The sequence below is a fragment of the Streptococcaceae bacterium ESL0687 genome, from assembly GCA_029392475.1.
In the GTDB taxonomy this organism is placed as follows: Bacteria; Bacillota; Bacilli; order Lactobacillales; family Streptococcaceae; genus Floricoccus.
In genome coordinates this window covers 1,271,763-1,293,576 of the sequence record CP113940.1, presented here as the reverse complement: position 1 = coordinate 1,293,576, position 21,814 = coordinate 1,271,763, and the positions used below count along the sequence as shown (strand labels likewise).

At 38.7% G+C, this 21,814-nt stretch carries 18 protein-coding genes; 8 read left to right on the top strand and 10 right to left on the bottom strand.

Annotated elements, in window-relative coordinates; all coding sequences use genetic code 11:
- Positions 1–121 precede the first annotated feature (121 nt).
- The 8 genes from OZX60_06350 to OZX60_06315 all read left to right on the top strand — a co-directional run bounded on the left by OZX60_06350 (position 122) and on the right by OZX60_06315 (position 8,405).
- Positions 122–916: a TatD family hydrolase gene (locus OZX60_06350; protein ID WEV45050.1), complete on the top strand. Its 795-nt coding sequence runs from the start codon at positions 122–124 to the stop codon at positions 914–916.
- A gap of 9 nt (positions 917–925) precedes the next feature.
- Positions 926–1,495: a ribonuclease M5 gene (rnmV, locus tag OZX60_06345; protein ID WEV45049.1), complete on the top strand. Its 570-nt coding sequence runs from the start codon at positions 926–928 to the stop codon at positions 1,493–1,495.
- A complete protein-coding gene (gene rsmA / locus OZX60_06340; GenBank protein ID WEV45048.1) occupies positions 1,488–2,363 on the top strand; it encodes a 16S rRNA (adenine(1518)-N(6)/adenine(1519)-N(6))-dimethyltransferase RsmA in 876 nt (291 codons plus the stop codon). Before rnmV ends, rsmA begins: the two co-directional genes overlap by 8 nt.
- A gap of 195 nt (positions 2,364–2,558) precedes the next feature.
- Complete coding sequence (gene rsgA, locus OZX60_06335; GenBank protein WEV45895.1) at positions 2,559–3,446, top strand: ribosome small subunit-dependent GTPase A; 888 nt, start codon at positions 2,559–2,561, stop codon at positions 3,444–3,446.
- 3 nt (positions 3,447–3,449) lie between these two features.
- Entirely contained in the window at positions 3,450–4,106 is a 657-nt protein-coding gene (gene rpe, locus OZX60_06330) for a ribulose-phosphate 3-epimerase (GenBank protein WEV45047.1), read from the top strand.
- Positions 4,107–4,133: 27 nt separating this feature from the next.
- A complete protein-coding gene (locus tag OZX60_06325) occupies positions 4,134–5,270 on the top strand; it encodes a DNA repair exonuclease (protein ID WEV45046.1) in 1,137 nt (378 codons plus the stop codon).
- A complete protein-coding gene (locus tag OZX60_06320) occupies positions 5,260–7,449 on the top strand; it encodes an AAA family ATPase (protein WEV45045.1) in 2,190 nt (729 codons plus the stop codon). Before OZX60_06325 ends, OZX60_06320 begins: the two co-directional genes overlap by 11 nt.
- Positions 7,446–8,405: a 3'-5' exoribonuclease YhaM family protein gene (locus OZX60_06315; protein ID WEV45044.1), complete on the top strand. Its 960-nt coding sequence runs from the start codon at positions 7,446–7,448 to the stop codon at positions 8,403–8,405. Before OZX60_06320 ends, OZX60_06315 begins: the two co-directional genes overlap by 4 nt.
- Before the next feature lie 30 nt (positions 8,406–8,435).
- Here the strand turns inward: OZX60_06315 and OZX60_06310 are convergent, their stop codons facing one another.
- From OZX60_06310 to OZX60_06265, 10 genes are all read right to left on the bottom strand, one after another.
- Positions 8,436–10,832, bottom strand: a complete 2,397-nt coding sequence (locus tag OZX60_06310) for a glycogen/starch/alpha-glucan phosphorylase (protein ID WEV45043.1) — start codon at positions 10,830–10,832, stop codon at positions 8,436–8,438.
- A gap of 55 nt (positions 10,833–10,887) precedes the next feature.
- On the bottom strand, positions 10,888–12,324 hold the full coding sequence (gene glgA / locus OZX60_06305) for a glycogen synthase GlgA (GenBank protein WEV45042.1): 1,437 nt from the start codon (positions 12,322–12,324) through the stop codon (positions 10,888–10,890).
- Entirely contained in the window at positions 12,321–13,460 is a 1,140-nt protein-coding gene (glgD, locus tag OZX60_06300; protein WEV45041.1) for a glucose-1-phosphate adenylyltransferase subunit GlgD, read from the bottom strand. The genes glgA and glgD overlap by 4 nt, the downstream gene beginning before the upstream one ends.
- Complete coding sequence (locus OZX60_06295; GenBank protein WEV45040.1) at positions 13,450–14,592, bottom strand: glucose-1-phosphate adenylyltransferase; 1,143 nt, start codon at positions 14,590–14,592, stop codon at positions 13,450–13,452. Before OZX60_06295 ends, glgD begins: the two co-directional genes overlap by 11 nt.
- A 55-nt stretch (positions 14,593–14,647) precedes the next feature.
- On the bottom strand, positions 14,648–16,492 hold the full coding sequence (gene glgB / locus OZX60_06290) for a 1,4-alpha-glucan branching protein GlgB (GenBank protein ID WEV45894.1): 1,845 nt from the start codon (positions 16,490–16,492) through the stop codon (positions 14,648–14,650).
- A 116-nt stretch (positions 16,493–16,608) separates the two neighbouring features.
- The gene (locus OZX60_06285; GenBank protein ID WEV45039.1) at positions 16,609–18,426 is read right to left on the bottom strand and encodes a glycoside hydrolase family 13 protein; all 1,818 of its coding nucleotides are present in this window, start codon (positions 18,424–18,426) and stop codon (positions 16,609–16,611) included.
- Between the two features lie 203 nt (positions 18,427–18,629).
- Complete coding sequence (locus OZX60_06280; protein WEV45038.1) at positions 18,630–19,298, bottom strand: amino acid ABC transporter permease; 669 nt, start codon at positions 19,296–19,298, stop codon at positions 18,630–18,632.
- 27 nt (positions 19,299–19,325) lie between these two features.
- Positions 19,326–20,006 (bottom strand): amino acid ABC transporter permease, encoded by a 681-nt coding sequence (locus OZX60_06275; GenBank protein ID WEV45037.1) that lies wholly within the window; start codon positions 20,004–20,006, stop codon positions 19,326–19,328.
- A 25-nt stretch (positions 20,007–20,031) separates the two neighbouring features.
- Positions 20,032–20,856: a transporter substrate-binding domain-containing protein gene (locus OZX60_06270; GenBank protein ID WEV45036.1), complete on the bottom strand. Its 825-nt coding sequence runs from the start codon at positions 20,854–20,856 to the stop codon at positions 20,032–20,034.
- Between the two features lie 52 nt (positions 20,857–20,908).
- Complete coding sequence (locus OZX60_06265) at positions 20,909–21,649, bottom strand: amino acid ABC transporter ATP-binding protein (protein ID WEV45035.1); 741 nt, start codon at positions 21,647–21,649, stop codon at positions 20,909–20,911.
- Positions 21,650–21,814: the final 165 nt, after the last annotated feature.

Here is a 21,814-nt window from a genome sequence, read left to right as displayed (position 1 = left end):
ATCTGGCTATGCCTACATCTCAATTATGTTATAATTAATGAAAGTACTTAGTGCTTTCATTTTTATTTGGAAAAATGGAATAAATTTTACTGGTAAGTGAAGGCAGGCAAGGAGAGAGAATATGATTTTTGATACCCATACCCACCTTAATGTGGAAGACTTCCTTGGGAAAACGGACGAGGAATTGGAACTAGCCCGTCAGTTTGATGTGACTGAAATGGCTGTTGTTGGCTTTGACAAACCAACCATTGAAGAAAGCCTGGCTCTTTCTAAAAAATATGATAATATCTACAGCATCATCGGCTGGCATCCGACTGAGGCAGGAGACTATGACCAGGCGGTGGAAGACTACCTCCTGTCTAAGATGGATAATAAAAAAGTTGTCGGCTGGGGGGAAATTGGTCTCGACTACCACTGGATGACCTCACCAAAGGAAGTACAAGAAGCAGTCTTCAGAAGGCAGATTGAACTGTCTAAACAGGTAAATCTACCCTTTATCGTCCATACCAGGGACGCCATGGATGACACCTATGGAATTATCGAGTCCGCTGGCGTCGGTCCGCACGGTGGAATCATGCATAGCTTTTCAGGTACTCTGGAAGAGGCCCAAAAATTTGTTGACCTTGGCATGTACATCTCTATTTCAGGAGTAGTAACCTTTAAGAAGGCCACTGATCTTCAAGAGGCAACAGCCAAACTTCCGCTAGATAAAATCCTTGTGGAAACTGACGCCCCCTATCTGGCCCCAGTCCCTTACAGGGGTAAGCAAAACCACACGGCCTATACTAAGATGGTTGTGGAGAAAATTGCTGAGTTGCGGGGAATAACCTATGAGGAAGTGGCGCGTGCTACGGCAGAAAATGCCCACCGTATTTTTGGTTTGGGCCCTGTGACCGATCAAGAAATCGGACTCTAGGAGTGCTTTATGAAGCCAGAAGAAAAAATCAAAATTTCTGAAGTTGTAGTGGTGGAAGGTAAGGACGACACGAGGAGGCTGAAGCAGTTTTTCGAGGTCGACACCTATGAGACCAGAGGCTCTGCCATAACGGATGAAGATCTTGAAAAAATTGAAATATTAGACCAGCTCCGTGGAGTTATTGTCTTTACAGACCCTGACTTTTCAGGTGAGAAAATCAGAAAGAGAATCGTCCAGGCCTTGCCATCAGTCAAGCAGGCCTTCTTAAGAAGAGAAGAGGCAAGACCTTCATCTCATTCAAAAGGACGGTCTCTGGGAGTGGAACATGCCTCTTTTGAAGATTTAAAAATGGCCCTGTCAGGTGCCCACAATGCCCGAGAGGATTTTCCGGAAATCCCGCAAGCTGTTCTTCGGGAACTGGGCCTTATCATGAGTGATGACGGCAAGAGCCGCCGGGAATATCTAGGTGAAGAGCTGAGAATTGGCTATACTAACGCTAAGCAGCTGCCCAAACGTTTAGCCCTCTTTGCCATTGACGAAGAAGAGGTAAGAAAGGTAATGAAAGAATATAATGAGTAATATCGCAGACTATCAAAATACAAGAGCAATCTTAGAGCGCCACGGCTTTTCCTTCAAGAAAAGTCTTGGGCAAAACTTTTTAACAGACCCCAATATTTTAGCTAAGATCACTGAAACGGCCGACCTTAGTCGTGAAGTCAATGTAATTGAAATCGGCCCTGGTATCGGAGCCTTGACTGAATTTCTGGCCCGTGAGGCAGCAGAAGTTATGGCCTTTGAAATCGACGACCGCCTGATTCCAATCCTTAAGGAAACGTTGAGCCCTTATGACAATGTTCAAGTGGTCAATGAAGACATCCTAAAGGCTGATTTAAGAAGTCAAATCAAGAACTTCAAAAATCCAGATCTTCCAATCAAGGTTGTAGCAAATCTTCCTTATTACATCACAACGCCAATCCTTATGCATCTGATTGAGAGCCAGATTCCATTTGCGGAATTTGTCGTTATGATGCAAAAAGAGGTTGCGGATCGAATCAGTGCAAAACCTAATACCAAGGCTTATGGAAGCCTAAGTATCGCCGTTCAATATTACATGGAGGCTTCAGTTGCCTTTATCGTACCGCGTACGGTCTTCATTCCAGCTCCAAATGTGGACAGTGCCATCCTTAAGATGGTCCGCCGTCCTGAGCCCCTTGTGAAGGTGGACAATGAGTCATTCTTCTTTAGGGTGACAAAACTAGCCTTTTTACACCGCAGAAAGACCCTTTGGAACAACCTTTTGGCATCCTTTGGAAAAGATGATGAGGTCAAAGAAAAACTAACTAAGGCCCTTGAAGAGGTTGATATCAAGCCAAGTATTCGGGGAGAGGCCTTGAGTATCGAGGATTTTGCCCGTCTGGCAAATGCCCTTTATAAATATTGGAAATAAAAATGGGGTTACCCATTTTTATTTTATAATTCATTAAAAAGGGTAAATAAAGTATACTTTAACTAAAACTAAGTAAATAGGAAGTTGCCGAAATTCAGAAGTATAAAAAGTTTAAGAGTTTAAAGGTTTACCCGCTTTTACCCACAGATAACTATTTATACTGAAGGATAGGTTAGAATTGTGTATAATAGAATTATGATAAAAAAAGGAAGAATTATTAAATCTCTTGCTGGATTTTACTATATTGAAGACCAGGGGAAGATTGAAAGAACACGTGCGCGTGGAAATTTTAGGAAAAAAGATGTTAAGCCAGTTGTTGGTGATTTTGCGGAATTTACAGCTGGTTCCAAGGAAGACGAAGAAGGCTATATTCTAAAAATTGAAGAGAGAAAAAACTCACTAGTTCGCCCACCGATTGCCAATATTGATCAGGCTGTTGTAGTTATGAGTGCCGTTGAGCCAGACTTTTCACTAAATCTTTTGGATCGTTTTTTGGTCTTATTAGAACATAAGGATATTAAACCCCTTATCTATATTAGTAAACTTGATCTTTTAGAAGATCTTAGTTTTTTTGAAAAGGTCCAAGAAGACTATAAAAAAATTGGCTATGATATCTACTTTAAGCCAGAGGAGCTTCTGCCAAACTTTAAGGACCAGGTGACAGTTTTTATGGGTCAAACTGGGGCTGGAAAATCAACCCTCTTGAATAAGATTGCCCCTGAACTGCTAATTGCGACTCAGGAGATATCTGACAAGTTAGGTCGTGGTCGTCATACAACCCGTCATGTGGAGCTGTTCAAGGTTGCAGGGGGATGGATTGCAGATACACCAGGATTTAGCTCCCTTGACTATGAGGTTAAAGATGCCCCGGGGCTCAATGAAGCCTTCATTGATATCCGCCACTACAGTCATGGTTGTAAGTTTCGTGAGTGTACCCATACCCATGAGCCAAGTTGTGCGGTTAAAGAAGCGGTAGCTAAGGGTGAAATTCTTCAAAGTAGATATGATGATTACTTGCAGCTTCTGTCTGAGGTTCAAAATCAGAGGCAGGTTTATGCAAAAAATAGGAGTAAGAAAGGTTAAATTATGAAAATAGCACCATCAATATTAAGCGCAGATTTTGGAAATTTTGAACGTGATGTAAAGCTTCTTGAAGCAGCAGGAGCTGATTATATCCATATTGATGTTATGGATGGTCATTTTGTTGACAACCTAACCTTCGGTGCAGGTGTCGTTAAGGCTCTTAGAAAATCAACTAGGCTTGTATTTGATTGCCATTTGATGGTTGAAAATCCTGATAAGTATGTAGAAGAATTTGCAGAAGCAGGGGCTGATATTTTATCTGTTCATGCAGAAGCTACCAACCATATTCATGGTACCCTGCAAAAAATTAAGGCAGCTGGTCTTAAGGCAGGTGTCGTTATTAATCCAGGTACACCAGTTGAGTTGATTAGTCCAGTTCTTTCAATGGTTGACCAGGTATTAGTTATGACTGTAAATCCAGGTTTCGGTGGACAAAAATTCATTCCTGAATGCCTTGACAAGGTTCGCCTGCTTAAGAAAATTAAGGATGAACATGCCTATTCCTACGATATTCAAGTTGACGGTGGGGTTGATGATCAGACCATAAAACTTTGTCAAAGTGCTGGTGCAAATGTCTTTGTGGCAGGTTCTTATGTCTTTAATGGAGACCTCGACCAAAGAATTCAAAGTTTAAAGGTAGCCCTTGAAAAAGCGCTTTAGGATCAAAGATTAGATTAGAAGGTTATTATGAAATTTTTGCATGTAGCAGATCTCCATTTAGACCGTGAATTTGAGGGTTTACGTCAGGAATTATCCTATCGTCCCTATCAAATCCTTGAAGATATTATCGATTTTGCACTGGCCGAAAATCTTGATTTTGTTATTTTCGCTGGAGATAACTTTCACCAGTCAAAACCTAGCATCAAGATGCAAAACTACTTTATGACTCAACTTGAACGTCTTAAAGAGCAGGGAATTAAGGTCTTTTTGATTTTTGGAAATCATGATTACTACCGGGAAGATGTCTATTGGTTTAATTTCCCTAGTAATGTTGAGGTTTTTTACAAGGAAGAAGTTGAAAGTAAATCCTTTGAGAATGCTCAAGGTGAACGGGCTATTATATCGGCATTTTCTTATAATCATGCCCATATTGGGGACAATAAAATCAAAGATTATCCAGTAAGAGACGCAATAAGCGATTACCATATTGGTATCTTCCACGGGGAGTTAGGCGGCGAAAATTACGCACCAACCACTCTTCTTGATTTAAAAGAAAATAACTATGATTACTGGGCTCTTGGGCATATTCACCTAAAGACTGTACTAGCAGATAATATCATCTATCCAGGGACTCCCCTTGGTCGTAATAGCAAGGAGATTACCAGTCAGATAGCCTTAGTTAATCTGACAAAGACATCTTTTAATCTTGAATTTATCGATTTGGCGCAGGTTCACTGGGTTAAAAAAAGGATTAACTTATTAGGGGTTAAAAATCTTACTGAGCTTACGGATAGAATCTCAACTAGTCTGGTTGATTCAAGTGAGATTTATAGTCTTTATCTTGAAAATTATAAGTGGATAGCTAAGGATTTGATGGAGGCCCTTGAAAACGGAGAACTCATTGATGCCCTGATGGATCAAGGGATGCTCATTCGAAAGATTGTCCTCCTTCCTTTAGAAGAGGGCAATAATTCTGAAAAGATTGCTCTTCCTATTAGCAATCTTCAACTTCCAAAATTTGAAGATTTAACAGAGGGTCTTCCCAATAATAAGGAAATAAGGCAGATACTATCAGCTGAATTTTTTGATGATCTTGATAAGAATCTAGCCTCATACATTGATGATAAATTCGTATTTAAAAAGGAGGGTGATTTTGAAGCTTAAAAAAGTTGAAATCGATGGATTTGGTAAACTAGTAAATCGCTCCTATGAATTTGAAGAACTAACAATCTTCATGGGTGCCAATGAAGCTGGAAAATCAACTCTTTTGTCCTTTATTAAATATATGATTTTTGGTTTTGAGAATAAGACCACTAAGAATAGGGATTTTACTCCAAAAGATAGTAGGGTTTATGGCGGAAGAATCTATCTTGAAATTGATGGCAAGGATCTTGTAATTGAAAGAATCAAGCTGAGTAAGAGCGGGAGCCAAAATTTTGAGGGTAGGTATATAGCTTCTGGTCAAAAATTAACGGAAACCGATTGGCAGGATCTGGTTTCTCCTATGACCCCTAAGCTTTTTGATCAGATCTACTCAGTAACCCAGGACAATCTTCAAATAAACCAGGAAAAAGATTATGACGAAGAGAGTTTGGAAGAAAAATGGCGGATGGCTTTGACCACAGGTTCAGTCGAACTCTACACTGAGGAGCAGGAAATCCTTAGGGAAAAAAATCAGATTTATACTAGTCCAAGAGCTTTGACTAAGCCTCTAAACAAACTTCTTTTACATGTTGACCAGATTAAGGAAAAAATTCTTGCAAAGGAAGCAGAAGAACTTACTTTGGCGCCTCTGATTAAGGCGGGAGCAAGGCGGGAGCAGGAAATCAAGGAAAGTCGTCTGAAACTAGCTGAGCTGGAAGGAGACAAGAGGTTTTTACAGGCAAAACTGGCTGCGAAGGTTGATTATTTAGAGCTTACAAATCTAAGGGACCAGCTAAAGGTTGAGGCAGAAAGGCAGGAAAAAATTGACTATGATAAGTTACTTGCCAGCTACCATAATTTTGAAATCTTGCAGTCGCGAATAGGAAGGCTTGAGGATAAGATTGCTGCCAATGAAAGGCAACTTGAAAAATTTAATAATCCTAGGGACAATTTTTTATTAGAAGACGATACAAGGAGTCTGATTAGGCAGATTGAGCTTTTATATCCAGAGGTTATTGGAAAAAAAGAAAAGCAGGTTAAAACTATTGAAAGAAGTAATACCCTTTTACTGGGCTTAATGTTTATTGTTCTAGCTACCTTAGTGGGCCTTATCTTTTTACCTGCTGGAATGAAGATCTTTTTATCAATTTTGCTCGTTTTTGAAATTATTTTTAGCATGGTTTACCTGCTTACAAGTTCAAAAAAATGGGGCAAAATAAATGAGGAAGCAAAAAATAGTCAGGCTACTAAGGATTACTTTGAACTAACTGACTACTTTAGGGACTGGTACCGCCTGCCAGAAGGCATTGAAGGGCGCTATAATCTAATTCTTGAAATCAAGGAAAGGATTTTAGAGCTTATCTTCAATTATGAAAGTCTGGATAACCGGGAAAATGACCGGCAACTTAAAAACTTGTATGCCAAGTCTGATGTCTACCTAAGGGAAAACCCGCAGTTGGATCAAGTTCAAGAGGAAATAAAACTTCATGAGACTTTCATCCAGCAAAAAAAATACCTCGTCCAGGAGGAAAGAAGGTTGGATCAGCTTTTTGATTTCGGAGAAAAAGTTGAGCCTGATTTTGATCAAATGGCTAAAGATAAAGATTCGATTGACCAAAAGATTGATCAGCTGGGAAATCAATTAAGTGAGCAGATTGACCAAAATAGTTTAATTTTGGTTAAGATCGACCAGCAAAAGTCTGATCAAAGTTTGGAAAATTTATACCAAGAGCTTGAGCTGAAAAGAAGTGAACTTTCAGATATGCTTTCAGATTACTTGCTCAAGGAAGGGCAGATTGAAAGCTTGAGGGCTGCAACCCAAAGTTTATCAACCTATAGTCTTCCAGAAATTTTAACCAAGGCTAGCCACTACCTGTCTATTTTGACAGATGGCAAGTGGGAGGAACTTAAGATTTCTAAGGGACTTTTAAAGGTTAGTGGACCAAGTCTTAAGAGTATCAGATTACTTGATCTTTCAACTGGAACAAGAGATCAGCTTCAATTAGCTGTGAGACTGGCCTTTATTGAAGCTAAAAATCTTAATTTTCCGGTCTTTTTTGATGATAGTTTCCTAAGGTATGACGGAAAACGCAAGGAAAATTTCATTAAATTATTGGAGGAATTTTCGGAGAGCGTACAAACATTTGTCTTTACAAGTGATGAAAAATTTAGGAATCAAGGAGATTTAATAGAATTATGACATTTTTAAAAGATTTATCGGTGGGTGACCACTTTGAAGGTTTTTATCTTATAAAATCTGCAGAAGTTCGAAAGACTAGGGCAGGTAAAAACTATATGGCTATGACCTTCCAGGATAGGACAGGAACCATATCAGGAAATCTTTGGGACGCACAGCCCCATAATGTGGAAGAGTTTATCCCTGGACGAGTTGTTTATATGAGAGCAACCAAAGAGCTTTACAATGGAATGCCTCAGGTGAATCAAATTTTCCTTCGTCTACCAGAAAACACAGAACCAAATGATCCAGCTGACTTTAAAGAAAAACCACCAGTTTCAGCTGAAGAATTAAGGAACTATGTTCAAAATGTTATTTTCAAGATTGAAAATGGCAACTGGAACCGAATTGTTCGCCATATTTTCAAAAAATACGATGAAGAATTCTTTAAATATCCAGCCGCAAAGGTTAACCACCATGCCTTTGAAACAGGGTTGGCTTTTCATACGGTAACAATGATTCAATTAGCGGAAAAGATAACAGAAATTTATCCGCAATTAAATCAAAGTTTAATGTATGCAGGAATTCTCCTTCATGATATGGCAAAAACAATTGAATTGAGCGGGGTAACTAATACAACCTATACCCTTGCAGGAAATTTAATTGGCCATATTGTTTTAATCGATGAAGAGGTATCAAAGGCTGTTGCTGAGCTTAAAATTGACGAAATGGATGAGGATGTAATCTTGTTACGCCACGTTCTTTTGAGCCACCACGGTTTACTGGAATACGGAAGCCCTGTTCGTCCTCATATCATGGAAGCTGAAATCATCCACATGATTGATAATTTAGATGCTAGTATGATGATGATGACAACTGCCTTGAATCAAGTTGAGCCAGGAGAGATGACTCCAAGAATATTTGCCCTTGATAATCGTAATCTTTATAAACCACATTTTGATGATAAAAAACTCAAATAAAAAACAGTAAGGTCAAGCCTTACTGTTTTTTTAATTATGTTTAATCTTCCATATTTCATCTGCATAAAGTCTAATGGTATCGTCAGAGCTGAAGCGGTCTGACTTGGCAATATTATGCATGGCTTTTTTAGTCCATAAATATTTATCACGGTAGATTTGATCAATGTATTCTTGGGCTTTGACGTAACTCTCAAAGTCCCCAAGTAGGAAGTATTCATCGTTATTTAGAATCAAGGCATCATATATTTCTTGACCTTCACGCTCTGAATTAGGGATAGATCCATTAATAAAGCTATCAACAACCCTACGAATTACAGGGTTATTTTCATAGATAGCCCTTGAATTATAGTCATGATTTTCATAGTGTTTATAAACTTCTTCTGTATTCATTCCAAAGATTACAATATTATCATCACCAACGGCGTCTTTAATCTCAATGTTTGCTCCGTCAAGGGTAGCAAGTGTTATGGCCCCGTTCATCATAAATTTCATATTAGAAGTTCCGCTGGCCTCTTTACCTGCTGTTGAAATTTGTTCTGACACATCAGCAGCTGGAATAATTAACTCAGCAAGGGTTACATTGTAGTTTTCTAGGAAGACAACCTTAATCTTATCCTTGATTTCAGAGTCATTATTAACAAGATTTGCGACCTCGTTGATAAGTTTAATAACAGCCTTAGCAAATTTATAACCAGGTGCTGCCTTGGCACCAAAAATAAAGACGCGCGGAGTCATATCAAGATCTGGGTTATCCTTAAGATCCCAGTACAACTTGATTATATGAAGGAGGTTTAGCAGCTGACGCTTGTAAGCATGAAGCCGTTTGACCTGGACATCGAAAATAGCATCAGGATTGACCTTAATCCCTTGGGTGTTTTCGATATAGTCAGCCAGACGTTTTTTGTTGTCTCTTTTGACGGTATAAAAATCTTCAAGCACCTCTTTTTGGTCGATAAAATTCTCTAGATTTTGAATTTGGTGGATATCTTTTCGCCAGTCACTTCCAATAAGTTGGTCAATTTTTTCAGACATCAGAGGATTTGCGATTTGTGACCATCTACGAACAACGATACCATTGGTTTTATTGTTGAATTTTTCAGGATAGACCTGATAGAAATTCTTTAGGACATCATCAATGAGAAGTTCTGTATGAAGTTTTGCTACCCCATTAATGGAATGTCCCCCAATAATAGCAAGATTTGCCATATGAATTTGATCATTTTTGATGATACGAGTATTTTCAACTACCTGGCAGTCAAACTTTTTACTTACCTCTGAAATATAGCGGTTGTCAATCTCACTTACGATTTGGTAGATACGAGGCAGGATTCCTAGGAAGAGATTGGTTTCCCATTTTTCTAGCGCCTCTGACAAGATAGTATGGTTGGTATAGCTCATGGTATTTACAGTAGCATGCCAGGCGTCCTCCCAATTAAGTCTATACTCATCCATTAGGATACGCATGAATTCTGGTACAGCAAGGGCTGGATGGGTATCGTTGATATGGACAGCTACCTTTTGGTGGATATCTTTTAGTGGAAGTCCCATTTTAAGGTAATTTTCAACAATTGTTTGAAGACCTGCTGAAACCATGAAGTATTCCTGAATTAGGCGAAGTGATTTTCCTTCATAAGAGGTGTCATCTGGGTAAAGAATATTTGTAATATCTTCGACCTGCCTCCTGCTCTCAATTGTTGGGTAACGAAGTTCATCTTCTTCAGGGATTTCAACGTCCCAAAGTCTAAGGTTGTTAACAATCCCATTTTGGAAACCAATTTGCGGGATGTCATAAGGAACAGCCCTTAGATTACGATGGTTCTTATAAAGAACATCGTATGAACCGTCATCATTTGGATATAAGAAGGCATCTCCGTAGATACGCACGTTAACAGCTGAGTGAGGTTTTTTAATCTCCCAGACATTTCCGTCCTTGCCCAGCCAGGCATCTGGAAGTTCAACCTGATAACCATCAACAATTTTTTGCTTGAACAGGCCGTATTTGTAACGAATTCCATTTCCAAAACCTGGAGCTGAAATAGTAGCAAGAGAATCCATGAAGGCTGCAGCCAGACGACCCAGACCACCATTTCCAAGGGCCATATCATTTTCAGACGCTGCTAGGTCATCGAAATTAATATTAAGCTCTTCCAAGGCCTCCTGAACCAAGTCAAGAATTCCCATATTTAGTAGGTTGGTTTCAAGCATCCTTCCAGGTAGAAATTCAATTGAAAAGTAGTAGGCTGTTTTCTCTTGATCTTTCTTTAAGTCGTGGCGTCTTTTAATCCATTCATTACTGGCATAATTTTTGAGTAGGTGAGCAAGGGCTACAAAGTGTTCGTCTGTTGTAGCATCTTTTGCCTTGATCATGAAATCTTCATGTAGCTGATTTTTAAAATCGCGAATAAATTGTTCTTTTGTAAGTTCCATAAGTGACCTCTTTTTGAGTAAAGTTTATTTAGTACTAAGAATATTAAGAGTTAATTTATTTGCTTTCCCTGTAAAGCTCTAGGTAGGCAAGACTTGCTGTATCCCAAGAAAAATCTTTTTTCATGGCCTGCTTTTGCAGTTTTTTCCAAGTATTTTGATCCTGGATAAATAGGTCATAGGCATTTTTTAGAACCTCCATCATCCAGTAGCTATCAAAGTTATTAAAGGCAAAACCATCACCCTCTTGGGTATACTTATTATAAGGAGTAACTGTATCCTTAAGTCCTCCAATTTCGTGGACCAAAGGTAGGGTTCCGTAACGCATGGCCATCATCTGAGAAAGACCACACGGTTCAAAGGCGCTTGGCATTAAGAATAAGTCACAGCCAGCATAAATTCTTTGGGCAAGCTTTAGATTAAAGCTGATATTGGCTGAAATCTTATCGGGAAAGACCCCGCCAAACCAAGAAAAGTCATGCTCAAATTTCGGGTCCCCTGTTCCTAGAATAATGATTTGAATTTTATCCCAAGAAAGAATTTCATTTAATCTTTCAACCACCAGCTGGAAGCCCTTTTGGTAGGTTAGGCGGCTTACAACTCCGATTAGAAGGACGTCATCTCTTTGAGGAAGACCTACCTGCTTTTGGAGTTCCATCTTGTTAACTTTTTTACCTTTCATGTGCTTAAGGGAATAATTTTCAACAAGATTTTTATCAGTTGCTGGGTCATAAATTTCGGTATCGATTCCGTTAACAATGCCTGATAGTTTACCCTGAACAAGCCTTAAAACGGAGTCAAGCCCCTTACCAAATTCCTGGGTTTGGATTTCTCTAGCATAGGTTGGAGAGACTGTTGTAACCTTGTCTGAGTAGATGACACCAGCTTTAAGCCAGTTAAGGCAGCCATTTTGCTCAAGACTTCCGTCCTGGTACTTATTAAGTCCCATAGAGAATAAATCTCCCAGCATGTCAGGACTGTATTGCCCCTGGAATTCGATATTATGGATGGTAAGGATTGTCTTCATTTGAGGATAACCTTCAATCCATGAATATTTTTCTCTTAGAAGATAGGGAATCATGGCTGTGTGATAATCATTTACGTGTAAAATATCAGGGACAAAGCCTAGTTGAGGTAGAACCTGTAAGATGGCCTGCTGGAAGAAGGCAAAGCGTTCCCCGTCATCATAGTAGCCGTAAACATCATCCCGGTAGAAGTAGTATTCATTGTCTATGAAATAGTAGTGAACGTTTCCGTGGTGGAGGTGTTTGACCCCAGCATACATCCTACGCCAACCAACGTCAACATGAGTAAAGAATAAATCTTCAACCTGATTGCGGAATTTTTCCGGAATATTTTTGTAGTAGGGAATAATGACTCTCGCATCAATGTCGTCATTTTTATTAAGACTTTTAGGAAGGGCCCCAAGGACATCTCCTAGGCCTCCCGTCTTGATAAAGGGAGCGGCTTCAGCTCCAGCTAGTAGTATTTTCATAGAATAATATCCTCTGTAATTTGGCGTGATTTTGCAATAACGATTGGTGCATCAGGGCTACCTTTAATCTTAACGTTGTCAGAAATAACAACACCCTTATCAATAATTGCATATTCAATGGAAACATTTTCTCCAATGTTAACCCTTGGAAAGAGAATTGAATCCTTTACAGTTGAGTTTTTACTGATTTTACAATTCCTTGATACGATTGAATGTTCAACCCTACCATCAACAATTGATCCAGAAGCAAAATGAGAATTTTCAACCTGTGAATCTTCTGAATAATAAGTAGCTTCTTCATTTTTAACCTTGGTAATGACCTTTTGGCTACTGTAAAATAATGAGTTGAATTTTTGTGGGTTGAGCATGTCCATATTAGACTGGTAGTAAGAATTGATGTCGTGGATGTTTGATAGGTAACCTGTGTATTCATAGGCCAAGGCTTTAACATCAGCAACCAGACTACTAAGAAGGTAGCGAAGTTTGCGCGGATTTTCCTGGGCCTGTTCCATTTCCATTTGTTGGATCAACCAGTTGGTATTAATCACATAGATACCAGTTGACATGGTTTCTTCTTCGCAGGCTGAGTCTTCAGTAAAGTTTTTAGTTCCAATTACAGTATCTGTTTCATCAATTTCAAGGACCTGGTTCTCAGAAGACATCTTGTCTCTTGGAAGCTTCTTGTAGACCACAGTCATGGTTCGTTCGCTAGCACTATGGATATGAATGACCTGTCCCAAGTTAATGTTACAAAGAATATCGCAGGTAGAGAAAATCGTGTAATCGCTACTTGTTCTTTTGAGGTAGGTTAAAAGTTTTTCATAGTAGTCATCATCAGCATAGTGGCTGTTGAAATCCTTGTTGTAAAAACCGATGAAAAGGTGGCTTAGCAGGCTACTTAGTCCCCATTCACGTCCATTTCGGATGTGGTCAAGAACGCTATTTACTTTGTTTTCATGGAAAATTGCATAAACATTGTGGATGTCGGCATTGATTAAATTTGATAGTTGAAAATCAATCAGACGGTATTTTCCATCGAAGGGAAGGGTTGCTAGTGGGCGATTCTCGGTGAGTTCTCCCATTTCATGGCTTCCAACAGCATTTCCTAAGATTGCACAGTATTTATCAATTTTCATCACTTGGTACCCCCACGACTTCCTTATAGCCTACAACTTGAACTTCGTCTTCTCCAATAATTTCAGTTCCTTCCCCGATAACGGCTCCAGATCCAATAATGGCATTTTTGATAATAGCATTTTCACCAATGATGGCTCCTGGCATAACAAAGGTGTCCTCAACCCTTGCTCCCTCTTTTACCTGAACATTAGTTGATAGGATTGAATGCTTAATACTACCAGAGACAACACATCCGTCGACAACTAAAGAGTCCTGAATTTCAGCTTTTTCAGTAATAAAATTTGGTGGAACAATTTCATTGCGGGAATAAATCTTCCACTGGCGGTTTCTTGAATCCAGTTTGTTATTAGGAGAGATATATTCCATATTAGCTTCATGAAGGGATTCGATGGTGCCGACGTCCTTCCAGTAGCCATTAAATTCGTAGGCGTAAACACCTTCTCCGGCATCAAGAAAGGCTGGGATAACATTTTTACCAAAGTCGTTCATGTCAACGCCGTTCTTAGCACCACTGACTAGGGTTTCCCTTAATTCCTTCCAGTTAAAGATGTAGATTCCCATAGAAGCATTAGTTGATTTGGGATTTTCTGGTTTTTCTTCAAATTCAACAATTCTGTTGGAAGAGTCAGTGTTCATGATTCCAAAACGACTAGCTTCTTTGAGGGGTACATCGATTACTGCCACTGTAAGGCTTGCTAGTTTATCACGGTGGGCCTTTAGCATGTCATCGTAATCCATCTTGTAGATGTGGTCTCCTGAAAGGATTAGAACGTGTTCAGGATTAATGTGGTCAATATAGTCAATATTTTGGTAAATAGCATGGCTGGTACCTTCAAACCACTTATTTCCCTCAGCTGCGCTATAAGGTTGTAAAATTGATACGCCAGAGTCAACCCCGTCAAGCCCCCAAGATGATCCGTTTCCTATATGCTCATTTAAGGCTAGAGGTTGGTATTGGGTGATTACACCAACATTTTTGATACCTGAATTGGCACAATTTGAGAGGGCAAAGTCAATAATTCGGTAACGTCCCCCAAAGGGAACAGCAGGTTTTGCTATTGATTGAGTAAGTTTTCCAAGTCGGGTTCCTTGTCCCCCGGCTAAAATAAGTGCGAGCATTCCATTAGACATCTGAACTACCTTAAATTCTTATTAGTAAGAATACCTTTCTTTTTCATTCATAAAACTATTTCAGTTTCCAAATTGAGACTCCAAAAGCTGGAAGGGTAAATGTTAGGGTTGATTTATAATCCTTCCATTTTCCCTTTTCACTTTTGGTATTTGGATTATGTTTTTTCCATTTGCCGCCAAATTTTTCAAGTTCACTATTGAAAATTTCGATATACACTCCCTTAATTGGTACACCGATGGTAAAGTCTTTTCTTTCAACAGGGGTCATATTAAAGACACATACAATAAAATCTGTGTCACTTTTTCTAACAAATGATAGAACGCTTTCATCGACATTATCAGCATCGATGATCTCAATTCCCGAGTAATCATGGTCGATATCCCAGAGACATTTATTTTTTTGATAAAAGCTATTTAAATGCTTGGTATAGGTTTGCATTTTTTTATTGAGGGGATCTTCTAAATCAACCCATTCAAGAGCGTGGTCGAATTTCCACTCTAAAAATTGTCCCCATTCACTTCCCATAAAGAGCAGTTTTTTCCCAGGATGACACATCTGATAGGCATAGAGATTTCTAAGGCCTGAAAACTGCTGGTCACGGTCGCCCCACATTTTATGCATGAGACTTTTTTTGCCATGGACAACTTCGTCGTGGGACAGGGCCAAGATGTATTTTTCACTCATCATATACATGAAGCTAAAAGTTAGGAGGGTAAAATTATGTTTTCGGTAGATGGGATCCATTTGATAAAATTTTAAAACATCGTTCATCCAGCCCATATTCCACCTGTAGTCAAAGCCAAGGCTTCCTTCTTCAAGACTTCCTGTGACTTTAATTTGACTGGAAGAATCTTCAGCAATCATTAGAACATTAGGATATTTTTTCTTAATTACGGCATTTAATTTCCTAAGAAAGTGGAAGCCGTCTAGATTGACATTTGTTCCCTCGTGGTTGGGGGTCCAAGGTCCGTCATCATAATCAAGATAGACCATGTTACTCACAGCATCAACCCTGATTCCATCAAAGTGGTAGTATTCAAGCCAAAAAAGAGCAGATGAAATCAAAAACGATTGAACCTGAGGTTTTCCTAGATCAAAGTTTAAAGCCCCCCAGCGGTAGTTGTTGGCCCTATTTGGATCCTGGTATTCATAGGTTGGAGTTCCGTCATAGTAGGCTAGGCTATCATCATTGATACAAAAATGTCCTGGTACCCAGTCAACAATTGCTCCTATCCCATTAAGGTGGCAGGCTTCAATAAAGTCCCTAAGTTCTTCAGGTTGACCAAAGGTTTTTTCAAGGGCAAAGTAACCAACTGACTGATATCCCCAAGACATGCCTAGGGGATGAGCCATTAGAGGCATGAATTCTACATGGGTATAATTCATTTTCTTGAGGTAGGGAATTAGTGTCTTCTTTAGATCCTTAAAGGTTAAAGGACTGCCGTCATCATGTGTTTTAAAACTTCCTGCATGAATCTCGTAAATGTTTACAGCTTCTTTGGAGTAGTCTGTTTTATTTCTTTGCTTGATCCACCTACTATCTTTCCATTCCTTCTTGGGGAAATCCCTAACAACTGATGCTGTTCCAGGTCTTTCTTCTAATTCCAGGGAGTAGGGATCAATTTTCATTATTTCCTCACCGTTTGCACGGGTTACAAGGAACTTATAGAGATCTCCTTCTGATGGAAGGTCGGTCACAATTTCCCAGACCTCGTTATTAATTTTCTTCATGGCCAGACGGTTTTCCACCCAATTGGTAAAGTCGCCAACCAATTCTACTTTTAGTGCATTGGGAGCCCAAACTCTAAAGACAAAACCATGCTTGCGGCGGTGATGGCCGAAGTAATTTTCTGCCTTAAAATTTTCTCCAGTGGTAAAAGTTTTATATGCCTTACTCAGTGCCCTTATCTCCTATCCTTTGAAATTGTGAAAATAATAATTTTCATCATAAGTATATATCTTTAAAAATACATAATCAACGTTAATTTTTTAACAATAATTTAGAAAAAGAGAACTCATTCCCAATTATTTGCCAAATAAAGTGCATTATTTGAAGGGATACTAGCATTTAAGAAGATATTTAGTATTTGGTCAGGTATATTTTGTGAATATTTCAAATTATTTTTTGTGATGTAATCTGATTGATTACTAGGGTTAAAAATAAAGACGGTAAAGGCCTTATTATCGTACCTGATTATTCCTAGACTCTTGTCTGTATAAAAAGCTAGTAGATCGCCGTGAGTAAGAACTTTATTTTCCTTACGAAGGGCAATCCATTTTTTAAAGCTAGCAGTAAGTTCTTGATTGGCACTATCCCAAGGGAAGAAGGATCTATTATCAGGATCTGCTTGACCGCTGACACCTGCCTCGTCACCATAGTAGAAGCAGGGAACCCCGGGAAGGGCTACAAGCATCTGCAGGGCTAGCTCTAATTTTTTCGTATCCCCTGAAAGTTCAGTTAAAATTCTCGGTGTGTCATGGGTTCCTAGATTATTAAAATTATTGTAGAAGACTTCTTTCGGATAATTTTCTCTAAGACTCATAAGTTGACTGTAAGCTTCCTTAGAGGAAAATTGTTGGTTTAAGAAGTCAATAATCATCTTCCTAAAAGGATAATTCATTACAGCTTCAAGGGATTTACCCAGGATATATTTTCGCTTGACTCCGTAAGAAATCTTGCGACTAGCATCCTCCCAGACCTCACCAATTAGAACCTTATCTTCATATGCATCAAGGGACTTTCTAATTCCTTCAATGAAGAAATCGGGTAGCTCATCGGCTACGTCAAGTCGCCAGCCGTCAATTCCCATCTCAGTCCATTTATTAATGACTGAGTCTTTCCCCTTATAGATATAGTCCTGGAAGGTTGGGTTATTTTTGTCAATTTCAGGTAGGTCCTTGATACCCCACCAGGATTTGTAGTCATCAGGATAATGTTCGAACTTAAACCAATCCATGTAGGGACTTTGGGGATTTTGATAGGCGCCTACATGTGAACCAAAGCGACCATCATAGTTGAAATAAATTGAATTTTTTCCTACATGTGAGAAGACCCCGTCAAGAACCAGGTACATACCCTGGGCATGTACTTCCTTTAAAAGACTTAGAAAGTCTTCCGGGCTTCCTAAAAGTGGATCTATTTTCATATAATCAGCTGTATCATACCGGTGAACGCTTGAAGCCATAAAAATTGGATTCAGATAAAGGGCAGTTATACCAAGCTCTTTTAGGTAGGGGATTTTTTCCTTAATTCCTGCCAGGTTCCCGCCGTAATATGTCCAGCGGGCAATGTCGCCGTCACTTTTCTTGACATAATAAGGCCGGTCGGTCGTTTTTCCGTAGAAAAGAATATTGTTGTAAGGGTTTTCAATTGTTTCTATAGAAGATTTGGCAAAAGAGTCAGGAAAGATTTGGTAGAAGATAGCATTTTGATACCAATCTGGAGCCTTATCATCACTTAAAAAAATTGTAAGAGTGTAAGGAGTAACCTTCTCTTTTTTATCATAGCACTGCCCCTTGCCTAGATTAGGATTTGTTGCCCCGTAGAAAAAGCGGTAGCACCTATCATCTTCATGTTCTTCCATTTGAAAGAAGTAGGAATAAGTCCCAACTTGGTCAAAGGATGCCAGTTTAATTTCATAGAAATTATCGATTTCAGACTTGTTCATGGAAAAGCTCTGTTCGATATCATCTTCTCCCTTTAAAATGAGTTTAAGGTCAATTCTATTTGGACTTTTAACCTTTATTTTAAAGTGAATGTCAGTATCTTTTTTACAGGCCCCGAAGGGGTATTTATAGGTCTGATCCCAGGGATTAAAAAAAACTTCAGCCATCTTATCCTCCTTGTATTATTGGTCAGGAATCCCTTGAATTATATGATCTATATAGTAAGAGCTACCTTTAATTAAATATTACCCTACCAAAAATTTTATGTCAAAAATCTACTGGGAAGCTTGTGTTTTATTGGTGTTTTTGGCAATTTAGACTAAAAAAGTTCACAAAAAAAGCAACACTAAGGTTGCTTTTTTACGCAATTTTATTCAAGTGAATCTGCCCAACTTCTTGAAAGTCTACGTGAAAATTGACTGATAATAAAGTTGATTACGAAGTAAATTAAGGCTACGATTCCGTAAAGCATGAAAACCTGCCCAGCTTGGTAATATTTACCCATTAGAATTTGTGAGCTACCAAATAATTCTTGAAGGGCAATTGTCGAATAAAGAAAACTTGTATCTTTAATGACTGTTACAAATTGCGAAATAATCGCAGGGAGCATTTTTCTAATGGCCTGGGGTAGGACGATGATAGTAAGAATTTGAAGGTCTGAAAAACCTTGTGATTTACCAGCTTCGACCTGACCATTAGGAACCCCGTTTAATCCTCCGCGGATAATTTCAGCTAGGGCAGCAGATGTGAAAACAGTGAAACTTGTTACACCTGCAGGAACTGATTTTAGCTTGAAGATAAGGAAAATTACAAAAATCCAAAGTAGATTGGGTACATTACGGACGATTTCGATATAAATACCTGCAAGAATTTTTAAAAATTTGTTTTTACTGTTTCTCATGACAGCTAAAATCGTTCCAAAGAAGGTACTAAATACAATGGCAAGTAGTGAGATCCATAGAGTTAGCATAAGTCCTTCCATCAGGAATTTAATATTTGCAGGAGTAAATACTTGTTGTGCTTGTTCAGATAATGACATTTGTCTCCTTTCTATTGATGAAAATCATCAAATGCTGTAAGAATCTTTGTTTCTTTCTTCAATTCTTCTACCATATGTAGCAATAGGGAAGCAGAGTACGAAGTAAAGAACACCGACTGCGATAAAGGCTGGAATGAAACTTAGGTTTCCTGATGACCAGCTCTTGGCTGTAAAGATTAGATCAGCACCACCGATTAGGGCGATAGTTGAGGTATTTTTAATTAGGTTAACGACCTGGTTGGTTAGAGGGGGGATAATCATCCTTACCGCTTGTGGTAAAATAATTAGTCTCATAGACTCCCGGTAAGAAAAACCTTGTGACTCAGCGGCTTCAAGTTGGCCGCGGGGTACAGCTTCAATCCCACTTCTGATAACCTCAGAGATGTAAGCACCGTGGTAGAGTCCCACACAGAGGACAGCCGTCCAAAAGGCACTAAGCATGAGGTGTTCATTTAAAATAGGGAATCCGTAGTAGACAACCACAAATTGGATGAGAAGGGGAATATTTTGATAAATTTCAACGTAAACTCTACTAATTCCTTTAAGAATTTTATTTTTACTTGCTGACATGGAACCAAAAACGATACCAAGAGCCATGGCAAGTATGAGGGCACAGATTGATATTCCAAGAGTATAAAGAAAAGCTTTACCAAAGATACCAAAATCATTGAATAGTGCCTGCCAACGTTCAAGAGCAAAAGGGCTCATAGAAACTCCTTTCTAAGATAAATGCTTATTTGGTTGAGGCATCCTTTAAATTATATTTGGTATATAATTTGTCGAGGGTACCGTCTTGTCTCCATTTTTCAAGCAGTTGGTTCATGTAATCATTTAAATCAGTATTTGATTTTTTGCTTGCAATCCCGTATTTTTGAGGGGCAAATCCGATGTCTAGGATTTCAGTCTCATTATCGACATAACCTGTCAGGATTGATTTATCAACAGCAAAGGCATCAATTCTACCAGCTGTTAAAGATAGTTTAAGGCTAGGGTAGTCTGAAAGTTCGGTGTATTTAAAGCTAATTCCATTTTCAGCAGCCAACTTTTCAAGATTTTTTCTGGTACTTGACGACTGGGCAACCCCAATTGTTTTACCATCTAAATCTTTAATGTTTTCATAACCATATTTCTTTTTAACTAGGAAACCTGCTTCATCTGTAAAGTAAGGTTCTGTAAAGTTATAGGTTAGCTTTCTTTCATCTGTAATAGTAAAGGTTGCAAGGACTGCATCAACTTGATTGTTGTCCAGAAGAGGTCCCCTTGTTTGAGCAGTTACAGGAACATACTCGGGAGTAGCCCCTAACTCATCAGCAATCATCTGCGCAAGTTCAATTTCAATTCCTGAAAATTTTCCTGTCTCCGGATCCTTAAATCCAAAGTTTGGTACGTCTTGCTTAACACCAACCCTAAATTTTTTACTCTCTTTTATTTTATCTAAAGCCTTAGTATCTGAAGAAGATCCTTCTGAACTAGTTTTTGTAGAAGATCCACAAGCTGCTAAAGAAAAAAGAAAGAGGAGTCCAGTAAAAATCATCAGTGATTTTTTTAATTTTTTCATCATTCCTCCTTTTTGATTTACAATACTTAAAATGAATTAATAACCGATTGCATTAGTGGGAAATGATTTGACCAAGGAATTGTTTAGCACGCTCCTCTGTAGGATTATCAAAGAATCCGGCAACGTCTGTTGTATCCTGTAAGATTTCACCATCAGCCATGAAAATAATCCTGTCGGCAACATTGCGGGCAAATCCCATTTCATGCGTTACAACAAGCATGTTCATTCCTTGTTTAGCAAGGTTTTGCATAACCTCAAGAACGTCACCGATTGTTTCTGGGTCAAGAGCACTTGTTGGTTCATCAAAAAGAAGAAGCTTTGGATGCATGGCAAGACCACGGGCAATTGCAACCCTTTGTTTTTGTCCACCAGAAAGCATGCCTGGATAGCTATCTTTTTTATCCCACATGTTTACATATTCAAGATATTCTTTAGCAGTTTTTTCAGCGTCAGCTTTGCTTTCTTTAAGGACTTTGATTGGTGCTAAAGTCACATTTTCAAGTACAGTTTTATGCGGATATAAATTGAAATGCTGGAAAACCATTCCAACTTCCTTACGAAGATCAATTAAATCTTGGGCAGTTGCGGATTCGACATGGTGGCCATTGACAATTAATTCTCCAGAATCAATCTGTTCAAGGGCATTTATGGTACGGATAAGAGTTGACTTACCACTACCAGATGGACCAAGGAGAACAACTACTTGTCCCTCTTCAACCTCTAAATTAATGTCCTTTAGAGCATGATAGTCCCCGTAATATTTTTCAACATTTTTAAATTCAATAAGTGCCATAAAAACTCCTTTCTTATTGTCACTTTTTCTGACATTGGCCTATTCTAACAAAAAAATATTAATGTGTCAAAAATTCAGAAAAATTAGACCAATTAGAACAATTTTGGAAATTTTTACAGTATAGCCACCTTTTTTGTAATAAATTTTAAAAAAATGTATAATAAG

Bases quoted from the DNA above. Each gene is read 5' to 3' on its own strand.
- OZX60_06350 (WEV45050.1), top strand. From the start codon at position 122: ATGATTTTTGATACCCATACCCACCTTAATGTGGAAGACTTCCTTGGG.
- rnmV (WEV45049.1), top strand. From the start codon at position 926: ATGAAGCCAGAAGAAAAAATCAAAATTTCTGAAGTTGTAGTGGTGGAA.
- rsmA (WEV45048.1), top strand. From the start codon at position 1,488: ATGAGTAATATCGCAGACTATCAAAATACAAGAGCAATCTTAGAGCGC.
- rsgA (WEV45895.1), top strand. From the start codon at position 2,559: ATGATAAAAAAAGGAAGAATTATTAAATCTCTTGCTGGATTTTACTAT.
- rpe (WEV45047.1), top strand. From the start codon at position 3,450: ATGAAAATAGCACCATCAATATTAAGCGCAGATTTTGGAAATTTTGAA.
- OZX60_06325 (WEV45046.1), top strand. From the start codon at position 4,134: ATGAAATTTTTGCATGTAGCAGATCTCCATTTAGACCGTGAATTTGAG.
- OZX60_06315 (WEV45044.1), top strand. From the start codon at position 7,446: ATGACATTTTTAAAAGATTTATCGGTGGGTGACCACTTTGAAGGTTTT.
- OZX60_06310 (WEV45043.1), bottom strand. From the start codon at position 10,832: ATGGAACTTACAAAAGAACAATTTATTCGCGATTTTAAAAATCAGCTA.
- glgA (WEV45042.1), bottom strand. From the start codon at position 12,324: ATGAAAATACTACTAGCTGGAGCTGAAGCCGCTCCCTTTATCAAGACG.
- glgD (WEV45041.1), bottom strand. From the start codon at position 13,460: ATGAAAATTGATAAATACTGTGCAATCTTAGGAAATGCTGTTGGAAGC.
- OZX60_06295 (WEV45040.1), bottom strand. From the start codon at position 14,592: ATGTCTAATGGAATGCTCGCACTTATTTTAGCCGGGGGACAAGGAACC.
- OZX60_06285 (WEV45039.1), bottom strand. From the start codon at position 18,426: ATGGCTGAAGTTTTTTTTAATCCCTGGGATCAGACCTATAAATACCCC.
- OZX60_06280 (WEV45038.1), bottom strand. From the start codon at position 19,298: ATGTCATTATCTGAACAAGCACAACAAGTATTTACTCCTGCAAATATT.
- OZX60_06275 (WEV45037.1), bottom strand. From the start codon at position 20,006: ATGAGCCCTTTTGCTCTTGAACGTTGGCAGGCACTATTCAATGATTTT.
- OZX60_06270 (WEV45036.1), bottom strand. From the start codon at position 20,856: ATGAAAAAATTAAAAAAATCACTGATGATTTTTACTGGACTCCTCTTT.
- OZX60_06265 (WEV45035.1), bottom strand. From the start codon at position 21,649: ATGGCACTTATTGAATTTAAAAATGTTGAAAAATATTACGGGGACTAT.